The 20,350-nt window shown below is 72.3% G+C and carries 20 protein-coding genes; 4 read left to right on the top strand and 16 right to left on the bottom strand.

Translation table 11 applies throughout. The annotated features are described in order from the left end of the window. The 3 genes from ACWC24_RS30615 to ACWC24_RS30605 all read right to left on the bottom strand — a co-directional run. Positions 1–458, bottom strand: a 458-nt coding sequence (locus tag ACWC24_RS30615; RefSeq protein ID WP_450666129.1) for an acyl-CoA dehydrogenase family protein, incomplete at its 3' end; no start/stop codon positions are given. Between the two features lie 311 nt (positions 459–769). Next, entirely contained in the window at positions 770–2,236 is a 1,467-nt protein-coding gene (locus ACWC24_RS30610) for a DUF1775 domain-containing protein (protein ID WP_450666128.1), read from the bottom strand. A gap of 185 nt (positions 2,237–2,421) precedes the next feature. Continuing rightward, the gene (locus ACWC24_RS30605) at positions 2,422–3,048 is read right to left on the bottom strand and encodes a TetR/AcrR family transcriptional regulator (RefSeq protein WP_450666127.1); all 627 of its coding nucleotides are present in this window, start codon (positions 3,046–3,048) and stop codon (positions 2,422–2,424) included. 489 nt (positions 3,049–3,537) lie between these two features. Here ACWC24_RS30605 and ACWC24_RS30600 point away from each other — a divergent pair, with 489 nt between their 5' ends. After that, entirely contained in the window at positions 3,538–4,929 is a 1,392-nt protein-coding gene (locus tag ACWC24_RS30600) for a lipase family protein (protein ID WP_450666134.1), read from the top strand. 130 nt (positions 4,930–5,059) lie between these two features. Here ACWC24_RS30600 and ACWC24_RS30595 read toward each other — a convergent pair whose 3' ends face one another. From ACWC24_RS30595 to ACWC24_RS30550, 10 genes are all read right to left on the bottom strand, one after another. After that, positions 5,060–6,493: a DEAD/DEAH box helicase gene (locus tag ACWC24_RS30595; RefSeq protein ID WP_450666126.1), complete on the bottom strand. Its 1,434-nt coding sequence runs from the start codon at positions 6,491–6,493 to the stop codon at positions 5,060–5,062. Positions 6,494–6,714: 221 nt separating this feature from the next. Continuing rightward, positions 6,715–6,918: a cold-shock protein gene (locus ACWC24_RS30590; RefSeq protein WP_152889447.1), complete on the bottom strand. Its 204-nt coding sequence runs from the start codon at positions 6,916–6,918 to the stop codon at positions 6,715–6,717. Positions 6,919–7,171: 253 nt separating this feature from the next. Continuing rightward, positions 7,172–7,849 carry a response regulator gene (locus ACWC24_RS30585; RefSeq protein ID WP_450666125.1) on the bottom strand — a complete coding sequence of 226 codons (678 nt, stop codon included), beginning with the start codon at positions 7,847–7,849 and terminating at the stop codon, positions 7,172–7,174. Further along, positions 7,846–9,213: a sensor histidine kinase gene (locus ACWC24_RS30580; RefSeq protein WP_450666133.1), complete on the bottom strand. Its 1,368-nt coding sequence runs from the start codon at positions 9,211–9,213 to the stop codon at positions 7,846–7,848. The genes ACWC24_RS30585 and ACWC24_RS30580 overlap by 4 nt, the downstream gene beginning before the upstream one ends. 186 nt (positions 9,214–9,399) lie before the next feature. Beyond that, a complete protein-coding gene (locus tag ACWC24_RS30575; RefSeq protein WP_450666124.1) occupies positions 9,400–10,254 on the bottom strand; it encodes an ABC transporter permease in 855 nt (284 codons plus the stop codon). Continuing rightward, on the bottom strand, positions 10,251–11,186 hold the full coding sequence (locus ACWC24_RS30570) for an ABC transporter ATP-binding protein (protein WP_450666123.1): 936 nt from the start codon (positions 11,184–11,186) through the stop codon (positions 10,251–10,253). The genes ACWC24_RS30575 and ACWC24_RS30570 overlap by 4 nt, the downstream gene beginning before the upstream one ends. 312 nt (positions 11,187–11,498) lie before the next feature. Beyond that, positions 11,499–11,852 (bottom strand): hypothetical protein, encoded by a 354-nt coding sequence (locus ACWC24_RS30565; protein WP_450666122.1) that lies wholly within the window; start codon positions 11,850–11,852, stop codon positions 11,499–11,501. Next, the gene (locus tag ACWC24_RS30560; protein ID WP_450666121.1) at positions 11,818–12,168 is read right to left on the bottom strand and encodes a hypothetical protein; all 351 of its coding nucleotides are present in this window, start codon (positions 12,166–12,168) and stop codon (positions 11,818–11,820) included. Before ACWC24_RS30560 ends, ACWC24_RS30565 begins: the two co-directional genes overlap by 35 nt. A gap of 444 nt (positions 12,169–12,612) precedes the next feature. After that, a complete protein-coding gene (locus tag ACWC24_RS30555) occupies positions 12,613–13,869 on the bottom strand; it encodes a PP2C family protein-serine/threonine phosphatase (protein ID WP_450666120.1) in 1,257 nt (418 codons plus the stop codon). After that, positions 13,866–15,458 (bottom strand): sensor histidine kinase, encoded by a 1,593-nt coding sequence (locus tag ACWC24_RS30550; RefSeq protein WP_450666132.1) that lies wholly within the window; start codon positions 15,456–15,458, stop codon positions 13,866–13,868. Before ACWC24_RS30550 ends, ACWC24_RS30555 begins: the two co-directional genes overlap by 4 nt. A 187-nt stretch (positions 15,459–15,645) precedes the next feature. On the opposite strand from ACWC24_RS30550, the gene ACWC24_RS30545 reads away from it, so the two are divergent. The 3 genes from ACWC24_RS30545 (at position 15,646) to ACWC24_RS30535 (ending at position 16,982) form a co-directional block, all read left to right on the top strand. Then, the gene (locus ACWC24_RS30545) at positions 15,646–15,981 is read left to right on the top strand and encodes a hypothetical protein (protein WP_450666119.1); all 336 of its coding nucleotides are present in this window, start codon (positions 15,646–15,648) and stop codon (positions 15,979–15,981) included. A 1-nt stretch (position 15,982) separates the two neighbouring features. Next, complete coding sequence (locus ACWC24_RS30540) at positions 15,983–16,414, top strand: response regulator (protein WP_450666118.1); 432 nt, start codon at positions 15,983–15,985, stop codon at positions 16,412–16,414. Between the two features lie 247 nt (positions 16,415–16,661). Beyond that, positions 16,662–16,982: a hypothetical protein gene (locus ACWC24_RS30535; protein ID WP_450666117.1), complete on the top strand. Its 321-nt coding sequence runs from the start codon at positions 16,662–16,664 to the stop codon at positions 16,980–16,982. 39 nt (positions 16,983–17,021) lie between these two features. Here ACWC24_RS30535 and ACWC24_RS30530 read toward each other — a convergent pair whose 3' ends face one another. The 3 genes from ACWC24_RS30530 to ACWC24_RS30520 form a co-directional block, all read right to left on the bottom strand. Beyond that, the gene (locus tag ACWC24_RS30530) at positions 17,022–17,684 is read right to left on the bottom strand and encodes a GntR family transcriptional regulator (RefSeq protein WP_450666116.1); all 663 of its coding nucleotides are present in this window, start codon (positions 17,682–17,684) and stop codon (positions 17,022–17,024) included. A 70-nt stretch (positions 17,685–17,754) separates the two neighbouring features. Continuing rightward, a complete protein-coding gene (locus tag ACWC24_RS30525; protein WP_450666115.1) occupies positions 17,755–18,648 on the bottom strand; it encodes a hydroxymethylglutaryl-CoA lyase in 894 nt (297 codons plus the stop codon). A 230-nt stretch (positions 18,649–18,878) separates the two neighbouring features. Continuing rightward, a complete protein-coding gene (locus ACWC24_RS30520; protein WP_450666114.1) occupies positions 18,879–20,132 on the bottom strand; it encodes a CaiB/BaiF CoA transferase family protein in 1,254 nt (417 codons plus the stop codon). Positions 20,133–20,350 lie beyond the last annotated feature (218 nt).

Here is a 20,350-nt window from a genome sequence, read left to right as displayed (position 1 = left end):
AGGACCCAGGAGTCGCCGTCGCGCACCGCCCGCGTCTTCATGCCGGCCGCGTCCGAACCGGCGTCCGGCTCGGACAGGCAGTACGAGAACATGCCGTCGCCCTTGGCCAGCGGGCCCAGGTACTTCTTCTTCAGCTCCTGCGAGCCGGACAGGATCACCGGCAGCGAGCCCAGCTTGTTCACCGCCGGGATCAGCGAGGACGACACGCACACACGCGCCACCTCCTCGATCACGATGACCGTCGCGAGGGCGTCCGCGCCCGCGCCGCCGTACTCCTCGGGCACGTGCACGGCGTGCAGATCGTTCGCGACCAGCGCCTCCAGCGCCTCCTGCGGGAACCGCGCCTCCTCGTCCACCGCGGCCGCGAACGGGGCTATCTTCGCCTCGGCCAGCGAACGGATCGCGTCACGGAGCATGTCGTGCTCCTCGGACGGGCGGTACAGGTCGAAGTCAGACATGGCTCTCCTCAACGGCACTCAGTACCCTCATTTTGCAGCACTGAGTGCCAGACAGGAAAGGGGGTTCGGTCTACAGGCGTAGCGATTGACCGGAACAGGCATCCTGTCGACCGGATGCCGACCGGCGACGCGCCGCCCACAAACGGCTCCAGGCAGGTCAGGAACCATGAATGACACCGAGTGCCGCATTTTAGGGAACTGAGTGCCAGGTGGCTGATCGCGTTCACCGTCCCGGAACGCGGACGGGGCGACCCGCGGGGGCCGTACGGCCCCCGCGCCGGGAGACGCAGGGGCCTTGACCGTGCGACCGGCTATCCCTCGTCGCCGCCCCGGCGGCGTACGAACACGGCGACACCGGCGGCCACGGCGAGGACCACGGCGACGATCGCGGCCCAGACGCCGGCCGACAGCCCGTCGTCGTCCTTGTCGGCCTCGGCCGCCTGCGAGGACGGCGAGGCGGCGGTGCCCTCCGCGGCGGGCGCCGGCGACGCGGACGCGCTCGCCGTCGTGGCCGGGGTCGCGGTCGGCGACGCGGCGACCGGCTTCGCGCCCGGCGCGGCCGCCTTGAGCTCGAGGGTCGGCGCCGGGTTCTCCCCGTTCTCGTCCAGCTCGATCCAGCGGTCGGTGCGTCCGTCGGCGTAGGTCTGGAGCGTCTTGAAGGCCAGCTTCTTCGCGTCGGGCAGCTGCCTGACGACGACGGAGTACGCGGCGTCGGTACCGGTCTTCAGGGCCGGGCCCTTGACGGTGTATCCGTCGGCGTTCTCGGCGAACCGCCAGCCCTGGGGGCCTTCTCCGTACGTCACGTCGGCGGGGGCGATGCCCTCGGGCAGGACGACGCGGATCTGCGTGATCCCGGCGGTGTCGGACTCCGCCTCGGCGTCGAAGGCGATCTCGACGTTCTCGGCGAGTGCCTGGGCGTTCTCGGACTCCACCTCCACATGGGCGGCGGCCGGGCCGGCGCTCAGCAGGACGGCGCAGGCCGCCGCCGCGGCGGCCAGGGGCAGGTGTCGGGCGGTGCGGTACCGCTTCACGACGCGGAACATGGGTGTCTCCAGGTGTGGGGTGCGCGGAACGGCCGGACGGACCGCCGCCCCGGCAGGGGGTCGGTGGGCGCGAGCGAGCCGCGCCCGGGGAGGACCCCTGCGCACCACCACGTCGGCGAGCACCGACTCCTCGGGGGGCCGCCGGGCCGGCCGGGCGAACACGGGCGCCGGCGGCCGCGGTTCGGCCGGAACACGGCGGCCGCAGCACAGGGCCCAGGCCGTGGCCGCCCACGTCCGGACCGTCACGGCCGCCACGTCGAGGCCGCGCGCCAGCGACCAGCACACCGTGTCCGCGCGGTGCAGCAGTACGGCGACCAGTACGGCCGCCACGGCGTGCACCGCCGTCATCGTCGGCGAGCTCCGCGGGTGCCCGTGCCACGTCAGGTGGGCGTCTGCCGCGTGGGCCATGTGCCCGGGGTGTCCGGTCAAGGCCGTGGGCGGGGCGTTGCGCGTGGGCGCCGTCGTCAGCCAGAGGTGCAGCCCGGCCTGCGCGGCGGCGCAGACCGTCACGACCGAGGCCAGGGAGCGCGGGCGGCGGGTGCCGACGAGCCCGACGGCGAAGAGCGCCGCGGCCGCCAGGGCGCCGTGCCGCCAGGGCGCGGGCCCCTCGGTGACCAGATGGTGCGCGCTCACCCCGAGGGCCGTCCCGACGACCGCGAACACGGCTGCCCGCAGGACGGGCAGCGGCGGGCCGGGTACCGGGGTGCGGGGGCGGAGCGTGCGGGGCGTGGTCATCGCCCGCTCATCATGGGGCATCGCCCGCGTCGGCCGCAGGCCGCATCCCCGAAGAGGTCACCGGCCGCACCCGGGGGACGCAATGCCGGGCGGGCGCGCGGTCCCCCGGCCGAGCGGCCGGGCGACCCCTCGGACGAGTGGTCGCCGGGTGGCTCGACCGCTCGGCCGCGGTGTGTCGTGCCGGTTCAGTAGGGCAGTCCTTCGGCCGCCGCGCGCAGGGCGGTGCGCAGGGAGGTGTTCAGGCCGGTCTCCGAACGGATCGCCGCGGGCGCCGCCAGACAGTCCTCCACCGCCGCCCGCAGCGCCCCGTTGAACATCGCCGCGTGCACCTTCACCCGGAGACTGTCCGGACTGCTCCCGTCCCTGCGGGCGAACAGTTCGGCGAAGACCGGCAGCGCGTCGTCGTGGACCTGGAGCCACACGGCGTGCAGTCCCGGATCGGTACGGGTCAGGGAGATCAGCTCCCAGACGGCCTCCGGCGGTGCGAAGGCGTCACCCCACGCGCGGACGTCCTCGAGGTAGTCCCGCAGCGACATGTCCGCGGGCCAGGCACGCAGGGCCTCCGCGACGAAGTCCAGGCCCGCGATCAGCAGCGGTCTGACACAGCTCTCCTTGGTCGGGAAGTGCCGCCACAGGGTCCGGGCCGAGATGCCGACGGCCTGCGCGATCTCCTCCCCCGTGGTGCCGGTGACACCTTGCTCGGTGAACAGGCGGATGGCCGCGTGCGCGATCTCCACGCGGAGCGCGGACTTGCGCCGCTCGCCGAGCGTCGGTCGTCGCGCGGCCCGGTCCGCCGGAGCCGAACGCTCCATGGCCGATACCTCGTGCACTGTCGCTCCCCACCCCAATGCGTCTGGTCGACGCAGCATAGCCAGAGCCACATCTGACGCTTGCAGACATCTTGTCACTCAGTGACACGTCGTCTTACTCTGCCGATGTGACTACCGAGTAACTGACTCGTGAGTCACCTCCAGGCGCCCTCGGTGCACCAGACCGGCGGCCCCGGAACCTCACCCCACAAAGGCTCCTGGCCAGAGCCTCGTACCCCCGTGCCCGCCGGTACGCCGCCCGCCCGGTCCGAGAGTCCGGGAGAGCACGAGGAGCGGGCCCGCTGTCCCATCCGCCTGATCCCGGACCGTCGCCGCCCACGGCGACCGTCCGGCGGTCGGCATGCGCGACGCACCAACTCGAACGACTCCCCACCCGGGACTTCAGGGGCCGTGTGCCCCGAAGTCCGTCTGCCAGCAGGAGCGAGCCGCATGAAGCGATCGATCGGACCATCCGGACCGCAGGACGCGTCGATGGAGACGCCCCGTCGGACCCAGCAGCCCCCCACAGCACCGCCCGCGGGCGAACGGCGGCCGGCCTCCGCCCGCAGCCGTCTGCTGACCACCGCGCTGGTCGCCGTGTGCGGCCTGGGCGCCGCCGCCCTGCCCGCCGCGGCCCAGTCCGCCGCGGCCGCCGTCGAGGCGACCGCCCCGACCGTCCCGCCGTTCTACACACCGCCCGCCCAACTGCCGGACACCAACGGCGCGTTGATACGCACCGAGCCGCTCCCCCTGGCGCTGAGCCTGCCCGGGGTCGACGGCCCGCTGCCGGGCACGGCGACCCGGCTGATGTACCGGTCGACCGACTCGGCCGGCCGGCCGATGGCCGTGACCGGCGCCTACATCGAGCCGGCCGCCGCCTGGAAGGGCAGGGGCCCGCGCCCGGTCGTGGCCTTCGCCCCCGGCACGATGGGCCAGGGCGACCAGTGCTCCGCCTCCCTCGCCCTGGAACACCCCATCGCCCTGAACGAAGGATCCGTCTCCGTCGGGTACGAGGCCCTGGCCATCTACCGGATCCTGAGCCGGGGCGTCGCCGTCGCGGTCACCGACTACGCGGGGCTCGGCACCACCGACCGCGTCCACACCTACGTCAGCCGCGTCGACGAGGGACACGCCCTCCTCGACGTCGCGCGCGCCGCCCGTACGGTGGCCGGAGGATCCGTCACCTCCGCGTCCCCGGTCGGTCTGTACGGCTACAGCCAGGGCGGGGGCGCCAGCGCCGCCGCCGCCGAACTCCAGCCCTCCTACGCACCCGACGTCCCCGTGGCCGGCACCTACTCGGGAGCGCCGCCGGCCGATCTGAACGAGGTGATGAAGGGCGTCGACGGCAGTTCCCTCGCGGCCGCCATCGGCTGGTCCGTCAACGGCATGGTGCAGAGCGACCCGTCGCTCGGGCCCGTCATCGACGCGCATCTCAACGCGGCCGGCAGGACGGCGCTGGCCAGGACCTCGACCATGTGCGTCGGTGACGCGCTGCTCACCGTCGGGGCCGTGTCGAGCACGCAGTGGACGACGGACGGCAGTTCGGTCGCGCAGGTGGTGGCCGGCGAACCCCGGCTGAAGTCCTTCATCGACGCCCAGCGCATCGGCACGCTCAAGCCCGCGGGTCCGGTGCGGGTGGTCACCGGCGTCAACGACGACATGGTGCCCCACGGGCAGGCCCGCCGGCTCGCCGCCGACTGGTGCGCCAAGGGCGCCGACGTCACGTACGTCCCGGTCAACCTGCCGAGCCTCGGGGAGAAGAACATCGTCAACCACTTCGCCCCGCTCCTGACGGACCAGGGCGATGCCATCTCGTGGCTGGTCGACCGGCTCGCCGGCCAGGCCACCCTCTCCAACTGCTGGCTGCTGCCCCTGCTCCCCTGAGCTCAGCCTCGGATCCAGGGGCCACCGCCGGGTGACCGGCCGCGTCAGGCACGACCTGCGCGGCCGGTCACCCGGTCGACGGGCCGACGGGCCGACGGGCCGACAGAATCGGTACACCGCCGGACAGTTCCTACGCGCCCCGGCGGACCCGGGCGGCCTTGCGGGCCTCGGCGAGCTGCCGGGCCTCGGCGGCGGCACGGCCGCCCCGGCCCGGGCGGGCACCCAGACCTCGGAAGGGGGCCCCGCCGCGCTGCCGCTGCGCCGGCAGCGGCGCGGCACCGTCGACGGCGACACCGGAGGGAGTGCGGGCCCCGGTGATCCGGCTCAGCTCGGCCTCGCCCGAGCGGACCTGGGTGACCCGGGCCCTGACACCCGCGTCGGACAGCAGCCGGGCCATGTCGCGGCGCTGGTCGGGCGTGACCAGCGTGACGACGGTGCCCGACTCGCCCGCGCGGGCGGTACGGCCGCCGCGGTGCAGGTAGTCCTTGTGGTCGCCGGGCGGGTCGACGTTGACGACGAGGTCGAGGTCGTCGACGTGGATGCCGCGCGCCGCGACGTCGGTGGCCACGAGCACCGTCACCTCGCCCTCCTTGAACTGCGCCAGGGTGCGGGTGCGCTGGGGCTGGGACTTGCCGCCGTGCAGGGCCGCGGCGCGCACCCCGCTGCTGCGCAGATGCCTGGTGAACTGATCGACGGCGTGCTTGGTGTCCAGGAACATGAGCACGCGCCCGTCCCGCGCGGCGATCTCGGTGGCGGTGGCGTACTTGTCGGCGCCGTGCACCTGGAGCACGTGATGCTCCATGGTGGTGACCGCTCCCGCCGCCGGGTCGACCGAGTGCACCACCGGGTCGTGGAGATAACGCTGGACGAGGAGATCGATGTTGCGGTCCAGGGTGGCCGAGAACAGCATCCGCTGGCCGTCGGGCCGCACCTGGTCGAGCAGTTCGGTGACCTGGGGCAGGAAGCCCATGTCGGCCATCTGGTCGGCCTCGTCCAGGACGGTGATGTCCACCCGGTCCAGGCGGCACGCCTTGCGCTCGACGAGGTCCGTGAGACGGCCGGGCGTCGCGACGACGACTTCGGCTCCCTCGCGCAGCGCGGCCGTCTGCCGACCCATCGACAGGCCGCCGACCACGGTGGCCAGGCGCACCTTCACCGCCTGTGCGTACGGGGCGAGTTCGTCGGTGACCTGTTGGGCGAGTTCGCGCGTCGGGACCAGGATCAGGGCCAGCGGCCTGCGTGAATCGGCGCGTCGGCCCGCGGTGCGTACGAGGAGTGCCAGGCCGAAGGCGAGCGTCTTGCCCGAGCCGGTGCGTCCGCGCCCCAGGACGTCGCGTCCCGCGAGGGAGTTCGGCAGGGTGGCGGCCTGGATCGGGAACGGCTCGCTCAGGCCGCGGCCGGCGAGGGTCCGCTGCACCGCGTCGGGCAGGTCCAGTTCACCGAAGGTCGCGGCCGGGGGCAGGGCCGGGGCGACGGTGTCCGGCGACCGGAATTCCTCGGGACGGGCGGCACGGCGGCGCGCGTCGCCGCTGGAGCCGACTTCAGGACGGGGTGAACGGCTCATGCAGAACCTTCCTCGAGGGCACGCATCGAGGAATTCCCGGCAGGACTGAGCCGGACGAATTGCAAGAACGAGCCGATTTCAAGGCCGCGCTTCGGGGCCAGAATCTCAGGGCCGGGCTTTGAGGTCGAGCTCCCGGACCAAGGGTTTCCCACAGAATGCAGAAACAAAAAGTCGGGCCCCACCCTGACGGGCGGGCCCCAACTTTCTCAGACGTTTCGACGTCAGGCGGGAGTGATGTTCTCCGCCTGCGGGCCCTTCTGGCCCTGCGTGACGTCGAAGTTCACCTTCTGGCCTTCCTGAAGCTCACGGAAGCCGGAGGTGGCGATGTTCGAGTAGTGGGCGAACACGTCCGGGCCGCCGCCGTCCTGCTCGATGAAGCCGAAGCCCTTTTCCGCGTTGAACCACTTGACGGTGCCAGTAGCCATGTCATCTCCTTCGGGGCTGTGCCCGCGGGCTCACACTTTGCGAGCCCCAGCGTCGCCACAATGAACCCCGTCCGGATAAGCACCGGAAAGACAAAAAACGCCCGACGGCATACAACCGTCGAGGCACTTGAAGTTCGGGAACCACAACTGCAACTAACGTAAGCTTACCACGCTAAACACATCCGTATAGTTTTTCCACCCGTGACCCGCACCGCACCGCGTCACACCTCGCCTCCCGCCGTACGGACGCGGTTCAGTCCGGTGGATTCGGGCGGGCGAGGCCGAGGTCGTAGGCGAAGATGACGGCCTGGATACGGTCGCGCGCCCCGACCTTCGCCAGGACTCGGCCGACGTAGGTCTTCACGGTGGACTCCGACAGGACGAGACGTTCGGCGATCTCCCCGTTGGTCCAGCCCCGGCCGATGGCGACCAGGATCTCGTACTCGCGTTCGGTCAGGGAACGCACCCGGGCATCGCCCTCGGCGCCGGCGTCCGGCGCGGCCTGCGGCAGATGGTGTGCGTAGGCGTCCAGCAGACGCCGGGTGAGGGCGGGGGCGATCACCGCGTCGCCCGCGGCGACCGCGCGGATCCCGGCCAGCAGTTCCTCCGGGTGGGCGTCCTTCAGGAGGAATCCGCTGGCCCCCGCGCGCAGCGCCGCGTGGGCGTACTCGTCCACGTCGAAGGTGGTCAGGACGAGGACGCGGGAGCGGCCGCCGGCGGCGACGATGCGCCGGGTCGCCTCGATGCCGTCCATGCCCGGCATCCGGACGTCCATCAGGATCACGTCCGGGCGCAGCTCGGCGGCCTGGCGGACGGCCTCGCCGCCGTGGGCCGCCTCGCCCGCGACCACGGTCTCGGGAGAGCTCTCCAGGAGCATGCGGAAACCGAAGCGCTGCAACGGCTGGTCGTCCACGATGAGGACGGTGGTCATGCCGCACCCCCCGTCCCGGTCTCGCCCGGCGCACCGGTCAGGTCGAGCACGGCGGGAGAACCGGCGGGGTCCGGCGGACCCGGCGGGTCGGCGGAGGCCGCCGGGCCCGGCAGGCCGGCCAGGGGGGTGAGGTCGAGGGTGGCCCGGACCGTCCATCCGCCGTCCGTCGTGGGACCCGCGGCGACGGTCCCGCCGTAGAGGGCCGCGCGTTCTCTCATTCCGGCGAGTCCGTGTCCTTCGTCGTGGGGCGCCCGGATCCGGACGGTCCCGTCCCGCGGTCCGGTGTCGTGGACCTCGATGTGCACCAGCGGGTCGGTGGCGGTCACCGACAGCCGGATCCGGGTGTCGTGGCCCGCGTGTTTGAGGGCGTTGGTCAAGGCTTCCTGGGTGATCCGGTAGACGGCGAGCTGGATGCCGCGGTCCAGGGTGTCCAGTGTGCCCCCGGTCCGGTAGGTGACCTGGGGTCCCGCCGAGCGGATCCGGGCGCACAGGGCGTCGATGTCCGCGAGGCCCGGCTGGGGGCTGAGCCGGGGGGTCTGGCTCTGCTCGCGCAGCACGCCGAGGGTGCGGCGCAGTTCGCCCAGCGCCTGGCGTCCGGTGTCACCGATGAGCAGCAGGGCCTGCTTGCCGCGTTCCGGGGAGGTGTCGGCCGCGTAGGCGCCGCCGTCGGCGAGGGTGATGATGACGGAGAGGTTGTGGCCGACGATGTCGTGCATCTCGCGGGCCACCCGGGTGCGTTCGGTGGCGACGGCCAGCCGGCTGCGCTGGTCGCGTTCGATCTCCAGTCGGGCCGCGCGGTCGCGCAGTCCGGCGACCTGGGCACGCCGGATGCGTACGGCCAGCCCCAGCGCGACCGCGGCGACGATGGTGGTGCTCAGCAGGAACAGGCCGTCCAGGACGGACACGTCGGAGCGCATCCGTACGGCGAGCAGCACCAGGCCGCTCACCGTCACGGCGCAGGCGGTGGGCAGGTGACGCAGCCGTCCGTGCAGCGCGAGGCTGTAGAGCGCGACCAGGACGGCGACGGCGACGCGCAGCCAGGCTCCCAGGGCGCACTGGACCAGGAAGGCGGTGACGATCAACGCGAAGGCCAGGGAAGGACGTCTGCGGCGCCACAACAGCGGCAGCACCTGTCCGGCCTGGAGCGCGAGGGTCGCCGTGAGCGACAGATGGGTGAAGGCCTTGGCGAGTTGGTCGTGCCGTTCGTGGTGGTGCGGCCACAGGTCCGGCACGCACAGCACGGCCACCATGACGAGGACCAGCGCCGTGTCCAGCAGCCACGGCCGGGCGCGGTCCGTGCGCCGCAACCTCCGGCCGACCCGGGACACCCGGCCGACCAGGGGATGGTTCCACACCGGATCCATCCCGGTCAGGGCGGTCGCTCCGGCCGGGACGGCCGCCCCGACCGGAGCGGCCGCCCGCGCGGTGATGTCTTCGCTGCTCATGGGGGTCACCTGTTCATCGTGGCGCACGCCGGCCGGGCGGAGCGCGCCGGCCCGTGGCCGCCCGCGCACCGCCCGTCCACGCACCGCCCGTCCACGGCCGCCGGGTCAGGCGTCGGTACGCACCAGACGGTACGCGGCGCCCGCCAGCGCGAGCACGGTCCAGCCGAGGAAGACCAGGCCTCCGGCGACGGGGGCCAGCGTCGTCGCGTCGTGGGTGAGGGCGAACATCGACTCGCCGGCGTTGCTGGGCAGGTACGGGCTGATGTCGTCCTGCCACGAGGTGGGCAGCAGCGAGACCAGTCCGGGCACCAGCATCAGCGAGGCGACCAGGACGGCGATGCCGCCGGCGACCGAGCGCAGCAGCGCGCCGAGCGCGACGCCGATCACCGCGACGGTGCCGAGGTAGAGACCGGCGCCCAGCAGACTGCGTACGACTCCCTCGTGCGAGAGCGACAGGGCCGCGGGGGTGTCGGAGACCAGGCTGCTGCCGATCGGGAACGCGACGAGGACGCCGACGGTGGCGACGACCAGGGCGACCAGGCCGAACACGGCCGCCTTCGCCCACAGGACCGGCAGGCGGCGGGGCACCGCGGCGAGCGTGGAACGGATCATGCCGGTGGAGTACTCGCCGGCGGAGACCAGCACGCCCAGGACGCCCAGGGCCAACTGGGCGAAGTTGGTGCCGAACAGCGAGAGGCTGAGCGCGGTGGCGTTGGCGTCGTCCCGGCGCGGGGGCCGGCCCGCGACGAAGTCGGCGTGGTAGTGCGCGCTCGCGATGACGCCGAAGCCGACCAGGAACAGCAGTCCGAGGCCCAGGGTGATCCAGGTGGAGCGCAGGGACCACAGCTTGGCCCACTCCGAGCGAAGGACCCTGCGCCCGGTCACCTTGTACTGCGGCCGGGGCGGCCGGGCGGGAGACGGCGCGGTCGCGGAGCTCTCGGTCACGGTCGATGTCGTCATGCCACGCTCCTGGGGGTCTCGACGGTGGTGGTGCCGTGGTACTCGACGGCGTCGCTGGTCAGGTCCATGAACGCCTGCTCCAGCGAGACCGTCCGGGAGCTGAGCTCGAACAGCGGGATGCCGTGCTCGGCGGCCTTGAGGCCGATGGCCCGTGCGGACAGGCCGGTCACCTGGAGTTCCTCCGTGCCGACCGCGCCGGTGATCTCGACGCCCGGTCCGGACAGCACCTCGCGCAGCCGGGCCGCCCGGTCGGAGGCGACGGTGACCGAGTCGCCGCCGGCGCGGCGGATCAGCTCCTGCACCGTGGTGTCGGCCAGCAGACGTCCACGGCCGACGATGATCAGGTGGTCGGCGACCAGCGCCATCTCGCTCATCAGGTGCGAGGAGACGAAGACGGTACGGCCCTCGGAGGCGAGCTGGGTGAGCAGGTTGCGGATCCACAGCACGCCCTCGGGGTCCAGCCCGTTGACCGGCTCGTCCAGCATGAGGGTGGCCGGGTCGCCCAGCAGGGCGGCGGCGATGCCGAGCCGCTGGCCCATGCCGAGGGAGAAGGCACCGGCGCGCTTCTTCGCCACCGACTGGAGGCCGGTCAGCTCGACGACCTCCTCCACGCGGCGGCGCGGAATGCCGTGCGTGTGGGCCTGCGCCATGAGGTGGTCGAACGCGGAGCGGCCCGGGTGGATCGACTTCGCCTCCAGCAGGGCGCCGACCTCCTGGAGCGGCGCGCCGTGCTCGGCGTAGTGGCGTCCGTTGACGGTCACGCTGCCGGCGGTCGGCGCGTCCAGTCCGACGATCATGCGCATGGTGGTGGACTTCCCCGCGCCGTTGGGGCCCAGGAAGCCGGTGACCGTGCCCGGCTTCACGACGAAGTCCAGGTGGTCGACCGCCGTCTTCTCCCCGTACCGCTTCGTCAGCTGTTGCGCCTCGATCATCGTCGCTCCCTCGCTCTGGGCCGCAGGACCCGTCCGGTCCTCTCACCTGCAACGCTAGGTGCCGGCCGGCCGCGATCCGTGGTACCGCGGGGGGCAATGGCGCGGGGTGGTGGTACCGCGGTACTACGCCGGCCGGGCCGTGCGACGAGGGGAGGCCGGTGGCACCCCGCTACCAGGACGGCGGCCCGCGGACGGCCGGGAGACACGACGGCCCCGCCGGTCGGAGGCGACCGGCGGGGCCGTGTCGGCCGGGAACGGCCGGGCCGTCCCGCCTGCGTGACTTCGGGCCTTCGGGCCTTCGTGACTACGTGACTAGCGGGCCCGGCGGGCGTTCACCCCGTTGGCCTCGAAGTCGTGGACGTACCGGTTGATCCGCAGTCCGTCGACCGCGCCGACCCACGCGTAGTCGCGGCCCTTGCTGATCGCGACGGAGCGGACGACCGGCGTGCTGCCGCCGTCGTTGAGCGAGGACTTGAGGTGCTGGAAGTCGCACTTGTCGGCCCGGGAGCAGCCGCCCCCGCCGCCGGTGAGGTACCGGTGGCCGCTCTTGGTGGCGTCGAGGTGGCCGCTCCAGCGGTTCAGCGACGTCGCCGGGACCGGGTCGGGCTCCCACACGATGGTGGAGTAGACGTCACGCGGAGCGGAGCTCACGTTCGGGTTGACCACGAACCTGATGTTCGGCAGGTTCGTGGTCACCGCCGCCGGCGCTGACGTTCTCGCTGGTCTGGAAGACATGGAACCCGACCTGGTCCAGGTCCAGGAAGTCCGCGCCGAAGAAGTCGGCCTCGTTCCCGAAGTCGACCTTCTCGGCGGGCGGGGTCTGGCTGGTCGAGTGGTCCGCCACCTCGATGCCGAGACTGCCGTTGCCGTACGGCGGCCGGCTGGACCCGGTCAGCACGTCGCGGGCGATGGGGCCGTTGCGCAGGGCGGCGACCGGGGAGCCGATGGTGTTGCGGGTGAGCACCCCCAGTTCTCCGAGCACGCCACCCGGTTGTCGTCCGCCGACGCGGACACCGCTCCCGGGACGGTCGTGACGGCGATCGCGGCCATGGCCGCGAGTGCGAGAGCCTTGCCGCGGCCTGCGCCGAAGTACAACTTCACTTGCGTTCCTTCCAGGTGTCGAGGGGCCGGACCAGGCCGCCGCGCCGGACGCCGCGGCGCACACCGCCGCGCGTCGGCGGCGGTGGAGTGGCGGCCCCTCGCTCTTCACCAGATCTCGGACAGGACCTGGTATGGACCAGGTCCGCGCTTGACTTGATCACCGCGGCACACGGTGGTCGAAGTCGCGCTCCGAGTAGGCCGTCCGTGGTCGTGGGCAAGCGCGTCGGCGTCGCGGGAGCGGTGTCCGGCGCTCGCGTCGCCGCACACCGGCCTGTCTCGCCGTCAGTTCCCGGCCCCCGGCCGCTCCCCCGTCAGGAGCCGTGCGTCACCGGTCGGTCGGCTGCCTCCGGGCGACGTCGCGCGGATCACCGCTCTGGTCCGGCACCCGGGCTCCGGGCTCGGGCCCGCGCACGTCGCACCAGTCGATGCGCAGGACGGCCAGGTCGTCCGTGTGGCGGTCGGCGTTGCGGGCGCGTGCCTCCGCGATGAGGTGATCGAGCTGTTCGCCGGTGCCGTAGGAGCGTGTCTCGCCGAGGATGTCCAGCACGCCCTCGACGCCGAGGCGGGAGTCGTCACCGCCGGCGTAGCCCTCGATCAGTCCGTCGGTGTACACGATCAGGCTGCCCTCCGGCGGCAGCGGCACCGTGGTGGCGGGCCACTCGCCGAGGCCGGGGATGATGCCCAGGGCGATGCCGTGCTTGGACTGGAGCACCTCGGGGCCGCGGGAGGTCACGATCAGCGGCTCGTGGTGGCCGACGAGATGGAGGGTGAGCAGGCCGCGGGCCGGGTCCAGGGTGACGAGGGTGCAGGTGGTGAACAGGTCGCTGCCGGTGCGTTCGGCGATGTGCATCCGCTCCAGCAGATCCAGCAGCTGGGCTCCGCGGTGGCCGCCGAGGGTCAGCGCGCGCCACGCGATGCGCAGACAGACGCCGAGCGCCGCGGCGTCCGGACCGTGGCCGCTGACGTCCCCGACGACCGCGTGGACCTGACCGTCCTCGGTCTGTACGACGTCGAGGAAGTCACCGCCCAGCAGCGCCTGTTCACGACCGGGGAAGTAGCGGCTGGTGGCCGTCACCGACGGCGAGGCGAGGATCGGTTCGGGCAGCAGGCCCCGCTCCAGCCGGGCGTTCTCCTGCGCCCGGAGCCGGCCGACCTGGAGGGCGGCGCTGGCCCGCTCGGACTGCTTGCGCTGCACCGCGTACCGTACGGCCCGCTGGAGCAGTTCGTGGTCGACCTTGCCCTTGACGAGGTAGTCCTGCGCGCCCGCGGCCAGCGCGTCGACCCCCGCGCCGGACTCGGCGAGCCCGGTGAGCACGATCACCGCGGCCTGGGGATCCTCCCGCCGGATCGCCTCGACGCTCTCCAGCCCGGAGATGTCGGGCAGGTGCAGGTCCAGCAGTACGCAGTCGAAGCGGCGTCCGGCCAGTTCCCGGCGTGCCTCGGCCATCGTCCTGCCGCGCGCGAGGGAGTGCGGCAGATCGGTGTCGTACAGCAGCTCCTCGACCAGCAGGGCGTCGCCCTCGTCGTCCTCGACGAGGAGGATGTCGTAGGCCGTCTCGTCCCGTGGGGCCGGTGGTGTCATGACTGCGACTCTCTCGCGGGCGACTCGGGTGACTCGGGCGACTCGGATGACTCGGATGACTGGGATGACCTGGGTGAGTCGGCGGTGTCGGCACAGGGCAGGGTGAACACGACCCGGGTGCCGGGGGCGTGGTCGGGGTCGATCCCGATCGAACCGTCGTGGAACTCCACGACCTTCTTGCACATGGCCAGGCCGATGCCGGTACCCGGATAGGCCTCCCGGGTGTGCAGCCGCTGGAAGATGACGAAGACCTTGTCCCGGAACTCCGGGGCGATGCCTATGCCGTTGTCGCCGACGCCGAACTCCCAGACGTCGCCGTCGCGTCGCGCGCTCACCCGTATCACGGGCCGCCGGTCGGGGTCGCGGAACTTCAGGGAGTTCGACAGGAGGTTCTGCCACAGCATGCCCAACTGGGTCGCGTCGCCGACCACTTCGGGCAGCGGGTCGAACGTCACCTCGGCGCCGGTCTCCTCGATCGGGATGCTCAGGGTGTCCAGGGTGCGCCGCAGGACCTCCTCCAGGTCCACCGTGGCGTGGTCGTTGTGCACGCGCCCCACCCGGGAGAAGGCGAGGAGGTCGTTGATGAGGACCTGCATCCGGTTGGCGCCGTCGACGGCGAACGCGATGTACTGGTCCGCCCGCTCGTCGAGTTGACCGCCATAGCGTCGTTGCAGGAGCTGGGTGAAGCTGGACACCTTCCGCAGCGGCTCCTGGAGATCGTGCGAGGCGACGTACGCGAACTGCTCCAGTTCGGTGTTGGACCGCTTCAGTTCGGCCGTCTGCTCGTCGAGCAGCCGACGCGACTCCTCGCTGAAGGCGAGTTCGTCCACCAGCCGGGTCCGCATCCCGTCGACGTCGACGGCGAGTTGTCTGATGTCCGCGGGACCGGTGACCGCGATGCGCCGGTCGAAGCGGCCGCGGGCCACGTCCCTGGCTCCGGCGCCCACCTGCTCCAGCGGACGGGTGATGCCCCGCCGCAGCGCCTCGAAGACGAGCGCCGCCACCACGGCGACGACGAAGGCGTCCACGGCGAGCGTCCAGTTGCGCAGGACCGTGGCACGGCCCAGCGCGGCGGCCGCGTTCTGGCGTTCCTGCTGGAGCCGGTCCTGCTGGTGCTCCAGCGCCTTGCGCACCGCGTCGAACTCGGTCTTGCCCTCTTGCGCCCGCTGCGCCGAGAGGGTCAGGGCCGCCGACGCCGACGCGCCGGAGACGGGGCGGGCGATCCGGTCCTGCCAGGTGCCCGCGGCCTTCCGTACGGCCGCGAGATCGGCCAGGTCGTCGTCGCCGCGCAGCAGTTCCTCCAGCCGCCCCACGGCCTGCCGCTCCGCTGCCACGCCGTCGGTGTACGGAGCGAGGAACTCCCTGCGGCCGGTCAGTCCGTAACCGCGCACCCCGGTCTCCTGGTTGAGCAGCGCCGACTCCAGGCGCACCGAGTTCACCAGGGCGGGGCTGCGCCGGTTGACCAGTTCGTCGGAGATCCTCGACGACCGGAGCATCGCCCACACCCCCACCGATCCGAGGACCGTCAGCACCAGCAGGGTCGCGGCCACGCCGCGGCGCAACCAGTGCCGGGTGGTCCAGCCGGCCATCGGCCCGTCGGCGGAGGCGGCGTTCTGCACGAGGTGACACTCCTTCAGGATCCGACCGATTTCCGAACATCCAGCCGAACCGTGCGTACGGCAGGCACACCTTAGCCTGGCCGGACAACAGTTGTTGTCGACTCTTCGCACCGACAACTAGGCTGACCGTATGCCTGCCCCCGGATTCGTCCCTCACGTGTCCGAACCTGAATTCGCCGCCCAGGTCAGGAAGGCCGTCGACGAGGTCGCCCGCCGGGCGGCGGGACAGCTGTGCGCGGTGGGCCGCGCCGGGGACCCCGTACCCTCCGACCGCGTCCGCGCCCTCGCGCACCTGTATGTTCTGGTGACCATGGAGGAGGCGGTGCAGCATCTCGAACGCGGCGCGGCCCGAGCGGCCGCCGACGCGGGCGCCGGTTATCCGGAGATCGGCCATGTCTCGAGAATGAGCCGACAGGGTGCCAGGCGCCGGTGGCCCGGACTGGTCACCGACCCGGTCTCCTCCCCCACCCACCAGCCGACCAGGAGCTCGTAACATGGCAGCCTCTGCCTCCACCCGTCCCTATGACGTACTGCTGGTCGAAGACGACGTGGCCGACGCGATGCTCATCCAGGACGCCCTGGCCGAGCGGGGCACGCGCAATCTCACCCAGGTCTCCGACGGCGTGCAGGCGCTGGAGTACCTGCGTGACCCGGCCCGTACGCGTCCCGACCTGATCGTCCTGGACCTGAACATGCCGCGCATGAACGGCCGCGAGTTCCTCGCGATCGTCAAGGCGGACGCGGACCTGCGCACGATTCCCGTGGTCGTGCTCACCACGTCGGCGGCGCCGGACGACGTCTCGGGGGCGTACGAGCACCACGCGAACGCCTATGTGACCAAGCCCGTCAACCTCGACGAGTTCGAGGAGGCGGTGCGCAGCATCGACGCCTTCTACCTCGACGTCGCCGTCAAACCGCGGCCGTAGCCAGGGGTGCGGTCGGGGGCTCGGTCCGCGGATCCCCCGTCACCGGCGAACGGTCGCTCGTCACCGGTCGCCGGTCGCCGGTCGCCGGTCGCCGGTCGCCGGTCGCCGGTCGCGTGAGATGTTCAGCGGACCAGCCGATGACGTACCGATGACGCCATTGGCGTGACATCCGGCGCGCGGCGCAACCGGACCGGTCACGTGACACCTCCTGTCCTGCGAGAAGGGACCGCACAAGGAGGAGACCCACGTGACCACCACCGCTTTCGAGCCCGGTTCGCCCCGTACCTACGTCGACCCCTACGCCGTCGACCCGGCGGCGCCCGCGACCTGGGCGAGCACCTGGCGGCGGAAGGGGGAGGGCGACTACTTCCTGCCGGCGCCGAACCCGGCGCAGCGCCTCGACTTCACGATCGACCCGCGCGACCGGCGGCGGCTGGAGCTCCAGGCGACCCTGACCATGGCGGGCATCCCGCCCCGGCCCGAGGACCGGGAGGCCATCGACCAGCTCAGCGCACTGCCCGGCAGCGTCCACACCACCCTCCAGCGCTGGCTCAACCACACCGGCTGACCGCCCCCGGGCGGCGCCCGCGCGGGGCGCGCCGACCGCTCACTCCTGCGGCTGCTGTTCCGTCAGGTGGCGCCGCAGCGAGGCGCGCGCCGCCAGCACGTGCGAGGCCATCACCGACTGCGCCCACAGTCCGTCGCGGGCGTCCATCGCGTCGACCAGCTCACGGTGCTGCCGCAGGCTGCGCCGCATCTCCTCGGACGAGTAGTTGTGGAACGTGTGGCGCACCAGGGAGATCTCGATGACCCCGGAGATCAGTCCGGGCAGCAGCGCGTTGCCGGCCGCCCGGTGCAGCGTGCGGTGGAACTCCACGTTGAGCGCGGTGATCCGGTCGTCGGCGTCGTCGCCGTCGGCAGCCGCCACCTCGTCCATCGCGTCGCACAGTGCGCGCATCTCCTCGACGAACGCCTCGGAGCCCTCGCGCTCGGCCGCGCGGCGCGCGGCATGACTCTCGAGCAGCGCCCGTATCTCGAAGATGTCGTCGAGGCCGGCCGACCCCATCCCGGTCACCTGCGTGCCCCGGTTGGGGTGTGCCTCGACCAGGCCGTCGGCCTGCAACCGGCGCAGCGCGTCGCGTACGGGGGTGCGGCTGACGTCGAGCGCGGTGGCGATGTTCTCCTCGCGCAGCCATGCCCCTGACGCGTACTCCCCCGTCAGGATGCGCCTGCGCAGTTCCTCGTAGACCCTCGCCGACGGTCTGGTCATCGTTCCCACTCCCGGTACGGCGCCGACGTGTGTGCTCCGGGACGCCGCCGTACACCGTCCGCCCGGAGGATCACCGCGGCGGCACGGGGAATCGCCCGGCGCGCAGCAGCTGACCCGGCAACGGCCTGCCGAGGACCTCGGTGATCCACGCCGCGGTGGACAACAGCGCGTCGAGGTCGACGCCGGTGTCCACACCTTGTCCTTCGAGCAGGTAGACAAGGTCCTCGGTCGCGATGTTACCGGTCGCGTTCGGCGCGAACGGGCAGCCCCCGATGCCCGCGACGGAGCTGTCCAGGACCGACACGCCCGCCTCAAGGCCGGCGTAGGCGTTGGCGTAGCCGGTGTTACGGGTGTTGTGCAGGTGCAGCCCGAGCGGGACGCCCAGCGCGGCCGCGCCGGTGAGCAGCCGGGTCACCTGCCGGGGTACCCCGACGCCGATGGTGTCGGCGAAGACGATCTCGTCGGCCCCGGTGGCGGCGACCTGTCCGGCGAGGTCCAGGACCCGGCCGGGGTCCACCACCCCCTCGAACGGGCAGCCGAACGACGCGGCGAGGGTGACGCTCGCGCGGCGCCCGTCGGCGTGCGCCGCGGCGACCATCCCGCCCACGTCCGCGACCGACTGCGCCACGCCGCGCCCCTGGTTGCGCCGGTTGAACGACTCGGTGACGCAGAAGGCCATCCGGGCTTCCACGCACCGGGTCCGCGCCAGTCGCTCGTAGCCGCGGGGGTTGAGCACCAGCGCGGCGTGGTCCACACCGGTCACGGGCTTCGCCGTGGCGCAGACCTCCTCCGCGCCGGCCATCCGCGGTACGCGCTCGGGGTTGACGAAGCTGGCGATCTCCACCCGGCGCAGGCCGGTCGAGGACAACCGGTCGACGAACTCGGCGCGCAGCCGCGGGCTGAGCTGCTCGGCCTCGTTCTGGAGGCCGTCGCGTGGGCCCACTTCACAGATTCCGACGGTCACGTGCTGTCTCCTTGTGCAGTCGGCCGGCCCGGGGACTAGGGCGTGTTTCGAAAGTAGCGTCGTCCGCCCGAAGGGCGGGCCCGGCGGCGTCTGGTGCGTGCGATCGCAAGGCGGAGGGTCGCCCCGATACTGGTTGTATCGGGGCGATCCCGACAACGCGGCTGGGGGTGCCCCCTCTGGGGGAGCGCGTGCCAGGCGTCGCCGGGCAGACGGGACTTTCGAAACACGCCCTAGATGACGCCCTGCTCCCGGAGCCGGGCCCTGGCTTCGGTGTCCAGCCCCAGGAGGCCGCCGTACACCTCGTCGTTGTGCTGTCCGAGTTCCGGGCCGAGCGTGCGCACGGCACCCGGGGTCGCGGACAGCCTGGGGGCGACGTTCTGCATGGGGAACGAGCCCAGCTTGTCGTGCATCAGCCGGACGATCGCCTGCCGCGCCCGGAAGTGGGGGTCGGCGAGCATGTCCTCGGCCGTGTAGATCAGTCCGGCGGGTACCCCGTGGTCGTGCAGCCGGGCGAGCAGTTCCTCGGCGTCGAACCGCCGGGTCCACTCGGCGACCAGCTCGTCGAGCTCCTCCAGGTTCTCGCCGCGGGCGGCGTGCGTGCCGTACCGCTCGTCGGTCCGCAGCTCGGGCCGGTCCATCACCTCGGCCAGCCGGTTGAAGACGGTGTCGCGGTTGGCGGCGATCAGGACGGCCGATCCGTCGCGGGTGGGGTAGACGTTGCTGGGGGCCACTCCCGGCAGGACCGAACCGGTGCGCTCGCGCCGCGATCCGGTGAGCTCCCACTCCGGCAGGAGCGCCTCCATCAGCGCCAGTACGGCTTCGTAGATGGCCGAGTCGACGACCTGGCCCCGCCCGGTGTGCTCGCGGGAGTACAGGGCCATCACCGTGCCGAGCGCGGCGAACATGCCGGCCAGCGAGTCACCGATCGAGATGCCGGTGCGGCTGGGGGCCCGGTCGGGCTCGCCCGTGATGTACCGCAGGCCGCCCATCGCCTCGCCGATGGACCCGAATCCGGCACGGCGCGCGTACGGGCCGTCCTGGCCGTACCCGGTGACGCGGGTGACCACCAACCGCGGGTTGATCTCGGCCAGTTCGGCGGGCCCGAGCCCCCACCGCTCCAGCGTGCCCGGCCGGAAGTTCTCGACGAGGACGTCGGCGGTGGCGAGCACGTCCCGCAGGAGCCGCTGCCCTTCCGGCCGACGCAGATCACAGGTGATCGACTTCTTGTTCCGGGCGATCACCGGCCAGTTCAGCGAGAGTCCCTGCGGGAGCAGGCGCCCCCACTGCCGCATGGGATCGCCGCCGGCGGGATCCTCGGCCTTGATCACCTCGGCCCCGAAGTCGCCGAGCAACTGCCCGCAGAACGGCCCCGCGATCAGTGAGCCGGTCTCGACCACCCGGACTCCCGCCAGTGGTCCGCGGGAATCCCCGACCGCGCCCGGGGGCGCCGTACGCGGGTCGTCGCTCCGCCCGTCGTCAGGCATGCGATGTCCACCTCTCTCCCCTCGTGTACATCTCGACCGATCGCCTGCTTGTACACAATCAGACCCGAAAGGCAACGAGCTTTGCATAGCTTTGCGCCGCTTTACGCCTCTGATCAAGCACATTAACCATCGGTCGCGGGAAATGACAGAGAGATTGTGCTCAATTTTCGGCGTGATGTGGTCGTGGTGTGGTCACGGGCCTCAAGGCCGCAGCAGCC

This window comes from Streptomyces sp. NPDC001443, from assembly GCF_053597355.1.
The sequence above is the reverse complement of the archived record's forward strand: the minus strand, read 5'-3'. Positions and strand labels throughout refer to the sequence as shown.